At 73.0% G+C, this 11159-nt stretch carries 13 protein-coding genes and 1 pseudogene; 8 read left to right on the top strand and 6 right to left on the bottom strand.

The features are described from left to right. A pseudogene (locus PSH03_RS10510) lies at positions 1 to 451 on the bottom strand (hypothetical protein); the annotation flags it as partial. A gap of 26 nt (positions 452 to 477) precedes the next feature. Then, positions 478 to 1836, bottom strand: a complete 1359-nt coding sequence (locus tag PSH03_RS10505) for an MFS transporter (RefSeq protein WP_238688982.1) — start codon at positions 1834 to 1836, stop codon at positions 478 to 480. A gap of 57 nt (positions 1837 to 1893) precedes the next feature. Between PSH03_RS10505 and PSH03_RS10500 the strand changes: the two genes are divergently transcribed. From PSH03_RS10500 to PSH03_RS10490, 3 genes are read left to right on the top strand one after another with little or no spacing between them, the layout of a single operon-like run. Further along, entirely contained in the window at positions 1894 to 2541 is a 648-nt protein-coding gene (locus PSH03_RS10500) for a TetR/AcrR family transcriptional regulator (protein ID WP_238688981.1), read from the top strand. Positions 2542 to 2596: 55 nt separating this feature from the next. Next, positions 2597 to 3937, top strand: a complete 1341-nt coding sequence (locus tag PSH03_RS10495) for a flavin-containing monooxygenase (protein ID WP_238688980.1) — start codon at positions 2597 to 2599, stop codon at positions 3935 to 3937. After that, entirely contained in the window at positions 3934 to 4758 is an 825-nt protein-coding gene (locus PSH03_RS10490; RefSeq protein WP_238688979.1) for an SDR family NAD(P)-dependent oxidoreductase, read from the top strand. Before PSH03_RS10495 ends, PSH03_RS10490 begins: the two co-directional genes overlap by 4 nt. Positions 4759 to 4767: 9 nt before the next feature. Here PSH03_RS10490 and PSH03_RS10485 read toward each other — a convergent pair whose 3' ends face one another. Then, complete coding sequence (locus PSH03_RS10485) at positions 4768 to 5418, bottom strand: LysE family translocator (protein WP_091398236.1); 651 nt, start codon at positions 5416 to 5418, stop codon at positions 4768 to 4770. Between the two features lie 229 nt (positions 5419 to 5647). Here PSH03_RS10485 and PSH03_RS10480 point away from each other — a divergent pair, with 229 nt between their 5' ends. Continuing rightward, positions 5648 to 6136: a DnaJ family domain-containing protein gene (locus PSH03_RS10480; RefSeq protein ID WP_210785585.1), complete on the top strand. Its 489-nt coding sequence runs from the start codon at positions 5648 to 5650 to the stop codon at positions 6134 to 6136. A gap of 32 nt (positions 6137 to 6168) precedes the next feature. Next, entirely contained in the window at positions 6169 to 6711 is a 543-nt protein-coding gene (locus PSH03_RS10475; protein ID WP_238688978.1) for a GNAT family N-acetyltransferase, read from the top strand. 96 nt (positions 6712 to 6807) lie between these two features. On the opposite strand, the gene PSH03_RS10470 is transcribed toward PSH03_RS10475, so the two are convergent. Further along, positions 6808 to 7374, bottom strand: coding sequence for a maleylpyruvate isomerase N-terminal domain-containing protein (locus tag PSH03_RS10470; protein WP_238688999.1), 567 nt, complete (start codon positions 7372 to 7374; stop codon positions 6808 to 6810). Between the two features lie 112 nt (positions 7375 to 7486). Here PSH03_RS10470 and PSH03_RS10465 point away from each other — a divergent pair, with 112 nt between their 5' ends. Then, positions 7487 to 8470, top strand: coding sequence for an AraC-like ligand-binding domain-containing protein (locus tag PSH03_RS10465; protein WP_238688977.1), 984 nt, complete (start codon positions 7487 to 7489; stop codon positions 8468 to 8470). A 16-nt stretch (positions 8471 to 8486) separates the two neighbouring features. On the opposite strand, the gene PSH03_RS10460 is transcribed toward PSH03_RS10465, so the two are convergent. Continuing rightward, positions 8487 to 8963 carry a hypothetical protein gene (locus PSH03_RS10460; RefSeq protein WP_238688976.1) on the bottom strand — a complete coding sequence of 159 codons (477 nt, stop codon included), beginning with the start codon at positions 8961 to 8963 and terminating at the stop codon, positions 8487 to 8489. Between the two features lie 250 nt (positions 8964 to 9213). On the opposite strand from PSH03_RS10460, the gene PSH03_RS10455 reads away from it, so the two are divergent. Then, positions 9214 to 9447: a hypothetical protein gene (locus tag PSH03_RS10455; RefSeq protein ID WP_238688975.1), complete on the top strand. Its 234-nt coding sequence runs from the start codon at positions 9214 to 9216 to the stop codon at positions 9445 to 9447. A gap of 16 nt (positions 9448 to 9463) precedes the next feature. Here the strand turns inward: PSH03_RS10455 and PSH03_RS10450 are convergent, their stop codons facing one another. Continuing rightward, positions 9464 to 10327: an NmrA family NAD(P)-binding protein gene (locus PSH03_RS10450; protein WP_238688974.1), complete on the bottom strand. Its 864-nt coding sequence runs from the start codon at positions 10325 to 10327 to the stop codon at positions 9464 to 9466. Positions 10328 to 10413: 86 nt separating this feature from the next. On the opposite strand from PSH03_RS10450, the gene PSH03_RS10445 reads away from it, so the two are divergent. After that, positions 10414 to 11127: a TetR/AcrR family transcriptional regulator gene (locus PSH03_RS10445; RefSeq protein WP_238688973.1), complete on the top strand. Its 714-nt coding sequence runs from the start codon at positions 10414 to 10416 to the stop codon at positions 11125 to 11127. Positions 11128 to 11159: the final 32 nt, after the last annotated feature.

Here is an 11159-nt window from a genome sequence, read left to right as displayed (position 1 = left end):
CCAGCTCGGCGCGCTGGCTGGCGTCGTCGGCCTCGGCGCGGGCCTCGCGGGCCTGCTCGCGGGCGCGCGCCGCGTCGCCCGCCGCGGTCTCGGCGTCGTCGCGCGCCTCGTCGCGTTCGGTCTGCGCCGCCGCGATCTCGGTGGCGGCCTCCGCGCGGACCTGCGCGAGCTGCCGCTGCACACCCACCGGCGACAACTCGGCGTGCAGGGACTCGGTCAACGTCTCGACGATCTGGTCGAGTCGGTCCACCGCCTCCCAGGTGCGGGCCACCTGCCCGGGCAGACCGGGGGCGTTGCGGTGCCGCATCCGGCTGTTGCGGGAGGCGCGCTGGCAGGCGCCGTCGTTGTCGCGGCAGTAGCGAAACGGTCGACCCGCGCCGACGCGCTGCGGCACGGGCGCTCCACAGTGGGCGCACGGGCGGGTCTCGGTGGTGCTGGGCTGGGCGTCCATCGAGGGCGAAGTCTAGTGCCGGCCGATCAGCTCGCCGCCCGGGCCGTCGCGTCCAGGGTGTAGCGGCGTTGCAGCAGCAGCGCCGCGAGCATCGCCACCGCCGGCAGCAACCCGAAGCCGTAGCGGACCGCCGCGAGCGCGGCGTCCGGCTGCACCGGCGACTCACCCGCCGTCGAGGCCACGAAACCACCCACTGTCAGGCACAGCGCGTACGCGTACGGGCCCAGGGCCGCGCCGGTGGCCTCGGTGGCAGTCCACACCCCGGTGTAGGTGCCGGCCCCGGTGCTGCCGGCGGTGCCGGCGGCGCGGATCACGTCGGGCAGCATCGAGAACGGCAGCAACTGCATGCCGGCGAACGCCACCCCGAGCACCGCCACCGCGGCGACCAGCACCGGCAGGCCGGCCGGTCGGCCCACCGCCAACACCACCGAGCCGATCGCGAACGCGCCCTGCGCGCCGAGCAGCGCCCGCTGCTTGCCGACGCGTCGGGCCACCACCAGCCAGGCCGGGGTGACCAGCAGCGCCGGCGCCACGAACGCGGCCACCAGCACCGTGGTCAGGCCCGGGGCGCGCAGCTCGTACTCGGCGTAGTAGGGCACCCCGGCGAGCACCAGGTGGGTGGTGGTGGACATCGCCAGGTACGCGGCGACCAGCCACCGGAACTGCCTGTCACGCAGCGCCGTGCGCAACGCCCGCCACCCGCCGTGCCCCGACGCGGTGCTGGCCGGCGCGGACCCGCGCAGCCGGGCGATGCCGGCGACACCGACCAGCATGGCCACCAGCATCCCCACGGCCAGAACCACGCCCATCCGCTGGTAGCCGTCCCGCGTCGCGGCGTCGCCGCCGGTGAGCAGCGGGGCCAGCAGCCCGGAGACCAGGATGCCCAGGGTCAGCACCACCATCCGGAACGCCATCAGCCGGGTGCGTTCGTGGTAGCCGATGCGCAGATCGGCCGGGGTGGACAGGTAGGGGACCTGGTAGGCGGCGAAGAGCAGGTTGCCGGCGATGAAGAACACCGCCACCCACGCCGCCGCCGGCGCGCCGGTCAGGCCGCCGGGCACCGCGAAGAGCGCGGCGAACGCGACCGGCAGGGCGCAGCCGAGCAGCAGCAGGCGACGACGGTCGCCACGTCGGGTCTGCTCGACGTCGGCGCGGTGCCCCACCCAGGGGTGCAGCAGCACGTCGGCGATCTTCGGCAGCAGCAGCGCCAGGCCGGCCAGCCACGGCCCGACGGCCAGCACGTCGGTGAGGAAGTAGAGCAGCAGCAGGCCGGGCACCGTCACCCAGACACCCATGCCGAGCGACCCGGCCGCGAAGCCCGCCAGGGGCCCGCGCGGCAGCGTCGCGTCGGTGGCGGCCGCGGGCCGCCGGTCCAGCCCGGTCATCGCCGCATCCTCTCCGCAATCCAACGGTTGCTGGATTCTAGGGGCAGAATGGCGGCCATGACCATGCCCCGCCGCCGCCCGGGTCGGCCCCGCCGCGACGAGACCCGGCCGACCCGCGAGGTGGTGCTCACCGCGGCGACAGCGCTCTTCGCCGAGCGCGGCTTCGACGCCGTCGGGCTGCGGGAGGTCGCCGCCGCCGCCGGGGTCGACGTCGCCACCGTCGCGCACCACACGGGTACGAAGGCGGCGCTCTACGACGCGTGCTTCGCCAGGGTGTTCGCCGCCGAACGGGACGTGCTGACCGAGGCCGCCGAGCAGGCCCGCGCCGCCCTCGACGCCGGCCCGGACGCGGCGCTACGGGCCCTGCACGAGCTGGTCGACGTCTTCGTCGACTTCCTGGAGGACCGCCCCGAGACCACCGCGCTGTGGCTGCGCCGCTGGTTGGAACCGCAGCGGCACGCCGAGCTCGACCAGCGCTACGCCGACCCGTTGTACCGGCTGGTCGCGGAGCTGCTCACCGCCGCCGCGGCGACCGGCGCCCTCGCCGAGCCGACCCCGCACATCACCGTGCGCAGTCTGGTGTGGGCGACGCACGGGCACGTGGTGGCGCTGGCCGCGGGTGCGCCCGGCGCTCGGGAGCGGCGCGAGTTCCGGGCGTTCGTGCATCGCCTGCTCGACGGGCTGTACGGATCACCGACCCCTTGACGGGCCGCCGCCGCGCGACGATTATCCATCGGACGTTGGATTAATGGGGGCGGCAATGGGCGTACCACCTCGGGTGGCGGTGATCGGGGCCGGCGCCGCCGGGCTCGCCGCGGTCAAGGCACTGGGCGACGCCGACGTGCCAACTGTGGGCTTCGAAGCCGCCGAGCAGGTCGGTGGCCTCTGGGTGTACGGGGCACCCGACTCGCCCGCGTACCGCACGCTGCACCTCAACACCAGCCGTGGTCGCACCCAGTTCGCCGACCACCCGATGCCCACCGACTGGCCCGACTACCCCGACCACCGTCGGGTCGCCGGTTACCTCGCCGACTACGCCGAGCGCTTCGGGCTGACCGACACCATCCGGCTGCGCCACACCGTCGAGCGGGTCACCCGGCACCCCGACGGCACCTGGACGGTGGCCGCCAGTGGCCCGAGCGGGCCGGTCGAGGTCACCGTCGACGCCGTGGTCGTCGCCAACGGGCACAACCGGGTGCCCCGGCTGCCCGACCCCGGCTACCCCGGCGAGTGCACCGCCGAGCAGATCCACAGCCACGACTACCGGGGCCCGGAGCAGTTGGCCGGCAGGCGGGTCCTGGTCGTCGGCGGCGGCAACTCCGCGATGGACATCGCCGTCGACGCGTCGTACGCCGCCACCCGCACCCTGCTGTCGCTGCGCCGGGGCGTCTGGGTGGTGCCGAAGTACCTGCTGGGTCGCCCCTCGGACACCCTCAACGGGGCGTTGGCCCGCCGGCTGCCGTGGCGTCTGCGCCAACGCATCAGCCAGACGATGCTGAGCGCCACCGTCGGCAACCCCACCCGCTACGGGCTGCCCGCACCGACGCACGGCTTCCTGCAGGACCACCCGACGCTCTCCGACGGGTTGCTGTCGCGGCTGACCCACGGTGACGTCGAGGCCCGACCCGGCGTCGCCGCCCTGGACGGCGACCGGGTGGAGTTCACCGACGGCCGCAGCGACAGCGTCGATCTGATCATCTGGTGCACCGGTTACCGGGTGGACGTCGCGTTCCTCGACCCGGCGCTGCTCGCCGGAGGCGCCGACACCCTGCCGTTGTACCGGCATGTGTTCCACCCCGAGGCCCCCGGGCTGAGCTTCGTCGGGCTGATGCAGTCCACCGGCTCCGCGTTCCCGCTGGTCGAGGCGCAGGCCAAGCTGATCGCGGCGCATCTCGCCGGCCGGTACGCGCTGCCGGACCCGGAGCGACAGCGCGCCGCCTGCCGGGCCGAACTGCGGGCCGCGACCGCCCGCTGGGGTCAGCGCCGCCCGGCGATGCGGGTGGACTTCGACGTCTACCTGGCCGAGCTGGCCCGGGAGTTGACCGCCGGGACCCGCCGCGCCCGCTCCGGCACGACGCCCTCAACGGGGGTACCCCGGTGAGCGGCCGCTCCCTGGCCGGTCGGCGGGTGCTGGTCACCGGGGCGAGCGGGACCTTCGGCCGCCATCTCGGCGCCGCGCTGAGCGCTGCCGGCGCCCGGGTGGTGGGGCTCGACCTGCACGCCCGTCCCGACGACGACGTGCCGGTGCTGGGCTGCGACCTGACCGATGCGGACGCCGTACCGGCGGCGGTGCGGGCCGCCGTCGACCGGCTCGGGGGGCTCGACCTGCTGATCAACAACGCCGGGGTGGGTGGTCCCGCGCCGGCCGAGTTGCCGCCCGACGAGGTGGTCCGTCGGCAACTGGAGGTCAACCTGCTCGCCGCCTGGCGCACCACCGCCGCCGCTCTGCCCCCGCTGCTCACCGCACGCGGACGGGTGATCTTCGTGGCCAGCCGGATGGCGGTGCTGCCCCTCCCGCTCGCCGCCGCGTACGGGGTGAGCAAACGGGCCCTGGTCGCCTACGCCGACGCGCTGCGCCACGAGGTGGGTTCCCACGTCGGGGTCAGCGTCGTCTACCCGAGCATGGTCGCCTCACCGATCCACGACAGCACCGCCGAGGCCGGGCTGTCCCTGCAGGGGGTGTCGCGCCCCGAGCCCGTCGAAGGGGTGGTCGCGGCGATCCTGCGCACCGCCACCGCCCGACGCGCGCCCCGGGACGTGGCGACCACCGCGCGCGGCCGGCTGGAGATGGCCGTCGGCCGGCACGCGCCCGTGCTGGCCGACCGGCTGGTACGCCGTACCCTCACCGCCCGGCTCGCCGCCGGTGACCTGGACGCCGCGCCGCTGGCCGCCGGGATGCTCGGCCGCCACCGGGGGCGCTGACCGCCCGGGTCAGGGCGTGGCGACGGCCGCGCGCGAGCGGTCGGCGGCGATGCGCACGGCCAGTGCCGCGAGCGCGGTCCCGGTCACCCACCGCTGCACCCGCAACCACACCGGCCGGCGGGCGAAGAACCCGGCCAGCGAGCCGGCGCTGAGCACGATCAGCGCGTTCACGCTCAGTGCCACGACGATCTGGGTCAGACCGAGCAGCAGGCTCTGCGTGGCCAGGTGCCCCCGCGTCGGGTCGATGAACTGCGGTAGCAGCGACACGTAGAGAATCGCGATCTTCGGGTTCAGCAGGTTGGTGACCAGGCCCATGGTGAACAGCCGCCGGGGCGGGTCCGGCGGCAGCGGCGCGGGCCTGAACGGCGAGTGCCCACCCGGACGCAGCGTCCGCCAGGCCAGCCAGAGCAGGTAGCCGGCGCCGGCCAGCTTCACCACCGCGTACAGCGTCGGCACCAGGACGAAGACGGTGGCCAGGCCGGCGACCGCCGCCGCCAGGTAGACGCCGAAGCCGGCGGCCACCCCGAGCAGCGAGACCAGCCCGGCTCGGCGACCCTGCGCCACCGAGCGGGACACCAGGTAGACCATGTTCGGGCCGGGCGTGAGCACCAGCCCCAACGCCACCAGCGCGATGCCCAGCAGTGCACCAGTACTCACCACGACACTTCCCCCGATCGGTAGTCCCCACACCGACCGTAATCGGGAGGAACATCGCAACCCAGGGCCACCTGGCAGGCCGTGGCCTGCGATCTGAGGTGATCCACTCGCGTTCGGCGCGACGGCGGCGCCGTCGGCGGGAATGCTCACCGTCGCGGGCGTGCTGACCCCTGACAAGTGCGTGTCGCCGGCCGGAGGCGGCGCGTTACGGTGGCCAGGGAGGTGCCGCACGGTGACCGAGGCGTGGGAAGCGTCAGTGGAGGCGAAGATCCAGGATGCCGTACAGCGCGGCGAGTTCGACGACCTGCCCGGCATGGGCAAGCCGATCCCCGGTCGGGGGGCGCCGTACGACGAGGCGTGGTGGATCAAGAGCTTCCTGGAACGCGAGGCGCTCCCCAGTGACCTGCTCCTGCCCACGTCGCTGCAACTGCGCCGACGCATCGAGCAGGTCCCCGACGAGGTCCGTGACCTGCCCACCGAACAGTCCGTCCGCGACTTCGTGGGGCAGTTGAACACGCAGATCGTGGCGTGGCTGCGCTTCCCCGACGACGGCCCCCGGGTAGCGGTGCGCCCGGTGAACACCGAGGACGTGATCCGCCGCTGGCGCGCCGAGCGGGCCCGGCCCGAGATCACCTCGACCGTCACCGAAGCGGCGGCCGTCCCGCCGCCGGCGCGCCGGCCCCGCCGTAGCTGGTGGCGGCGGTGGCGCCGTCGGGGCTGACCCCCGGGCCACGGCCACGGCAGACTGTGCCGATGCTTATCGAATCGCGGTCACCCGACTCGCCCTCGACGCCGGGTGTCGCCCTGCGTCAGTGGTGCGCCGACGACCTGGATGAGTTGGTGCGGGCGTACCGGGATCCGGTCCTGCGCCGCTGGACCAGAGCTGCGGTGACCACCGCGGCCGAGGCCCGACGGTGGCTGGACGGCGCGCTGCGTGACTGGGCCGACGGCCGGCGGTACACCTTCGCGGTCCTCGAAGAGCAGGCCGACGGCGCGCGGCTGGTGGGCAACGTGGTGCTCAAGGGGGTCACGTCGCAGCGCCCGGCCCCGGAGGTCGGCTACTGGACGGCGTCGTGGGCGCGCGGCCGCGGCGTCGCCCCTCGCGCGGTCCTCGCGCTGAGCCGCTGGGCGTTCGACCGGTTTCCCGAGGTGGCGCGTCTCGACCTGCTGCACCAGGTGGACAACGTCGCGTCCTGCCGGGTGGCGCAGAAGTGCGGCTTCGTGTTCCAGGAGGTGCTGCCGGCCCGGCCGCCGTTTCCGCTCGACGGCCACCGGCACTCGCTGCACGCCGGGTAGCCGGGGCAGCACTGTCGACACCTCCCGGCGCCGACCGTGCGAACCCGACCCCTGACGCTCCACCGGGCGGCCACCACCCCTCGACGCTGGTGCGAGTCAGTCGACTGCGGCCCGCCAGCTCCAGGAGGTGCGCCGGGCCCGGCCGGGCAGCTCACCGCGGCCGGTCATCCAGAGCAGCACCTCGGGTGCCGGCCCGGCCGGGGCGTCCGGGAACAGCCGGCGCAGCACCAGCGCGCTCAGCCGCTGCGGCGGCTGCCACGGCACACCGAGACCGAGGGTGACGTCGTGGGTGTGCAGCACGCTCTCGGCCACGCCCATGGCGGCGAAACCGGCCGGATCGCACGGACCGAAGTGCCAGGCCCGCGCGTCCGGCGGGGCCGCGTCGACGGCGGCGGCGAGCAGACCGGCGCAGGCCCGCACCACTGTGAGCACCTGCGTCGGGCTCGCGTCGGGGGAGACCCGCAGGTCGTACGGCAGATAGCCGTCATCCGGGCGGCCGGTGACCTGGCCCGCGTACGCGAGGAGGTCGTGCGCGACGTGTGCCGCGGTGGTCCAGCAGCTCCAGCTCAGCGAGCCGGCCGGCACCGACCAGTCGCGTTCCCGGTGCGGCAGCAGCACCCGGGTCATCACGTCGGCTGCCTCCCGCAGGTCGGCGCCGGTCACCGCCGACACTCGCCAACCCGCCGGGCAGCACCGGGCGTGGGAATCCCGTCATGGGTGAAGAAAGTCGAGGCATGCAAGAATCCATCCTCGCATATGGGGGGAGGCGAGCCGAGTGTTGCCCAACCTCGTGGTGGACACGACGGTGTTGCCCCCGGCGGACCGGTTCGCGTTCTGGTATGCCCTGGTCGCGCAGGAGACGGCGCCGGCGCACATCAGCAGCGGCCACCTGGACAACTTCGTCGCCTACGTCCAGGCCATCGATCTCGGTCGCATTCGGATGACCTCGCTGCGCTACCCGTCCCTGGAGGCGATCCGGCCCGCGAAACTGGTTCGCAGCGCCGAAGGGGACGTGTATCAACTCACGCTGCCACTGACCGGTCACAGCACCCTGATCCAGGACCGCACCGAGTCCACGCTGGAACCCGGCAAGCACTTCACGCTCCTGGACCCCGCGCGGCGGCACGTCGCCCGGCACCGCGCGGACGGCCCCGGTCTCGCCACCACGATCACCGTGCAGATACCGCACGCGGCGCTGCCCCTGGCGCCGGACCGGCTCCGCCGCCTGCTGGCCACGCCTTTGCCGTCGCACCTCGGCGTCGGCGGGCTGTTGGTCCACCACCTGCGCACCATCGCGGCGCACCCGGAGCAGTTCGAGCCGGCCCAGGCCGAGATCCTGGGCGGGGTGGCGGTGGACCTGCTCACTGCCGCACTCGCTCAGTACCTCGACATCGAGGACACAGTGTCACCGGAGGCGCGGCAGACCGCGTTGCGGGCCCGGGTCGTCGATTTCATCGACCGCCACCTCGACAGTGACGAGCTGAGCCCTCGCAGCGTCGCCGCCGCCCACCACATCTCGCCGCGGTCGCTGCACCGCCTGTTCGAGACGGAGTCGACGACGGTTGCCGAACTCATCCGGGCCAAGCGCCTGGAGCAGTGCCGGCGTGATCTCGGCAACCCGCTGCTGCGGCAGCCGATCCAGGTCATCGCCGCCCGTTGGGGTTTCCCGGACAAGGCCCACTTCAGCCGCCTCTTCCGTGCCCACTACGGACGTTCGCCACAGGAATACCGCACGGGCGTCGCTCGCCAGGGTCGGTGACCCGCCCGACCAACCACTACCGCCGGCGGTCGGTCGGATCGTCCTCGACGAAGTCCCGGACCGCGGCGCGGATGCTCTCGCCGTACGGGTCATCCGGTAGCCGTACCAGGTGTTCGCGGGCGCGGGCGAGGTGTTCCCGGGCCGGGCCGACGTTACCCAGGCGCCGGTGGCAGTCGGCCAGGTTGAGGTACAGCGACGGCAGGAACGCCTGGACCTGGAGCGAGGACAGATACCGCCGGACGCGTTCGTCGGTCAGATCGGACACGGCGGCCAGAGCACGTTCGTCCCAGGCCAGCTCCGCCTCGGTGGTGTCCTGCAGGTCGGCGAGGTAGTGCGCCAGGGTGCAGCGGTGCAGGGCGTCACCGGTGGGCCCGAGTTCGTCCCACAACGCGGTGAGCAGCTCACGGGCTCGGGCAGGTGCGCCGCTCTGGCCGAGCTGCACGGCCTCGATGATGCGGGTCATGGTCGGGTCGGCGGTCGCGTGGTCGGTCATGTCGCCGATGGTCGGGCCTCAACCCGGTCGAGGGTCAAATCCGGATGGGGTCTGAAAAACTAGATAGCTCTGTTCAGATCTTGCACTCCACTGTCGAATTTGCCTAGGCCGCCATGGTCCGGATGCGGGTCGAGAAAATCTACGAGGCGATCCTGCCTCGCTGTTGATCTCGTACGCGTTCGCGGCCGGCGGCCTGCTCGTCACGACGTACCTGCGCGATTTCCCCGACTTCCAGTGGATCTAGCTCTTCATGCTGCCGATGTACCTGTTCGCGACGACGTTCTATCCCCTGTCGGTCTACCCGGAGGCGGTGCGGCCCCTGATCCAGGTACTGCCGCTCTACCACAGAATCGAGCTGGTCAGGGAACCCGCGTTGGGACGCCTCGGCTGGGACCTGCTGATCCCGGTGGTCTACCTCCTCGCGTTCGGCTCGATCGCGATGCACGTCGCGACCCGTCGGATGACCCGGACGATGCTGCGTTGATCGGCTCGCGAGCGCGTCAGCGCTGGGCGACGATGGCCTCGAGCACCGAGCGGACGGATGTCGGGCGGTGGCCGATGACTGTCTCCAGCGTCGGATCGGTCACGGCGAACTCCTTTCCTCGCGCCGCGCGGTACATGCCGAGAGTGAAGTCGGCCGCCGCCGCCGGCATGCCTCGCTCGATGGCGGTCGCCCGCCACTGGTCGTCCTCCGCGACGACCCGTTCCACCGCGCGGCCCGTGATCTCACTGAGGATGGCGGCCACCGCTTCCAGGTCGAGCATCTCCGAGGCGGTCAGCGGTGCCGTGACCCCGTCGAGTACGCCGTCCTCGGTGAGGGCGACGGCTGCGGCCTCGGCCAGGTCGGCGTGCGCGGTCCAGGACACCGGGCCGTCCGCCGGCGCCACGAGTTGCCCGGTCTCCAGCGCCGCGCCGATGGAGAAGCTGAGCGTGCTCGCGTAGAACCCGTTGCGCAGGGCGGTGAAGGGAACCCCCAGTCCAGCCAGGTGCTCCTCGGTGGCGGCATGCGCGGGCTGGGCGGCGAAGAGTGAATCCCGGGAGGCGGCCTGGTGGCTGGTGTAGAGGATTCGGTTGGCTCCCGCGGCGTGGGCGGCGTCGATGGCGGCGCGATTCGCGACGATCGCGCCGGGGCCGCGGATGGCGGCGGAGACGATGAGGACCTTGTCGGCACCCTCGAAGGCGTGCCCCAGCGTGGCCGGATCGGTGAAGTCCGCGGCCCGCACCCGCACACCCCGCTCGGCGTGGCCGGCGGCCCTGTCGACGTCGCGCACGCTCACGCCCACGGCGTCGGACGGTAGCCGGTCGAGCAGCCGGTCGACGATCTGGGACCCGAGGTTTCCAGTGGCACCGGTGACGACGATCATGCTGAACACTCCCTTGTTATCGGCGTTACGCCGCTGACGTTAGCACTGATATTTCGTCGTTAACAAGGCGCTGTTAGCATCGGTTCATGGTGACGACGCAGGACACCCGCGACGACGTCCGCGCGGGCATCGTCGCGGCAGCGACCCAACTGCTGCGCGAGAAGGGGGCGAACGCGGTGACGACGCGCGCCGTCGCCCAGGCCGCTGGCGTGCAGGCACCGACCATCTATCGCCTGTTCGGCGACAAGGACGGCCTCATCGACGCCGTCGCCGAGCACGTCATGACCACCTACGTCAGCGGCAAATCGGCCACAGCGGACGGCGCGACGGGCGACCCCGTCGCGGACCTGCGCGCCGGATGGCGCGCGCACGTGGAGTTCGGCCTGACAAACCCCGAGCTGTACGCGCTGATCGCCACCCGGGGGAGCGGTGCGCCCTCGCCGGCCACGATCGCCGGCCTCGACGTGCTACGTCGCCGCGTCCGACGACTCGCCGCAGCCGGCCTCCTCCGGGTCGACGAGGAGCGCGCGCTAATGATGATCCACTCTGCGGGAAACGGAACCATCCTCACGCTGCTGGGAATGCCCGCCGACCAGCGCGACCTCGACCTGAGTGAGGCCATGCTCGATGCCGTGCTCACCAGCATCCTGGCGACAACTCCGGTAACACCCGACACCACCGCGAACGCGGTCGCCGTGACCTTCGCGACGGTGCTGCCCGACCTCCCGGGGCTCACCGACGCCGAACGCGCGCTGATGGCCGAGTGGCTCCACCGGTCGCTGAACCACCCGACGCCGTGATCACCTGGCGAGGAAACAACTCGACGGGATCA

It is taken from the genome of Micromonospora salmantinae (assembly GCF_022230905.1).
GTDB classification, from domain to species: Bacteria; Actinomycetota; Actinomycetes; order Mycobacteriales; family Micromonosporaceae; genus Micromonospora; species Micromonospora salmantinae.
The sequence above is the reverse complement of the archived record's forward strand: the minus strand, read 5'-3'. Positions and strand labels throughout refer to the sequence as shown.

Excerpts from the sequence above, each read along its gene's own strand:
- PSH03_RS10505 (WP_238688982.1), bottom strand. The coding sequence starts at position 1,836 with ATGACCGGGCTGGACCGGCGGCCCGCGGCCGCCACCGACGCGACGCTG.
- PSH03_RS10500 (WP_238688981.1), top strand. The coding sequence starts at position 1,894 with ATGACCATGCCCCGCCGCCGCCCGGGTCGGCCCCGCCGCGACGAGACC.
- PSH03_RS10495 (WP_238688980.1), top strand. The coding sequence starts at position 2,597 with ATGGGCGTACCACCTCGGGTGGCGGTGATCGGGGCCGGCGCCGCCGGG.
- PSH03_RS10475 (WP_238688978.1), top strand. The coding sequence starts at position 6,169 with ATGCTTATCGAATCGCGGTCACCCGACTCGCCCTCGACGCCGGGTGTC.
- PSH03_RS10460 (WP_238688976.1), bottom strand. The coding sequence starts at position 8,963 with ATGACCGACCACGCGACCGCCGACCCGACCATGACCCGCATCATCGAG.
- PSH03_RS10455 (WP_238688975.1), top strand. The coding sequence starts at position 9,214 with ATGCTGCCGATGTACCTGTTCGCGACGACGTTCTATCCCCTGTCGGTC.
- PSH03_RS10450 (WP_238688974.1), bottom strand. The coding sequence starts at position 10,327 with ATGATCGTCGTCACCGGTGCCACTGGAAACCTCGGGTCCCAGATCGTC.
- PSH03_RS10445 (WP_238688973.1), top strand. The coding sequence starts at position 10,414 with ATGGTGACGACGCAGGACACCCGCGACGACGTCCGCGCGGGCATCGTC.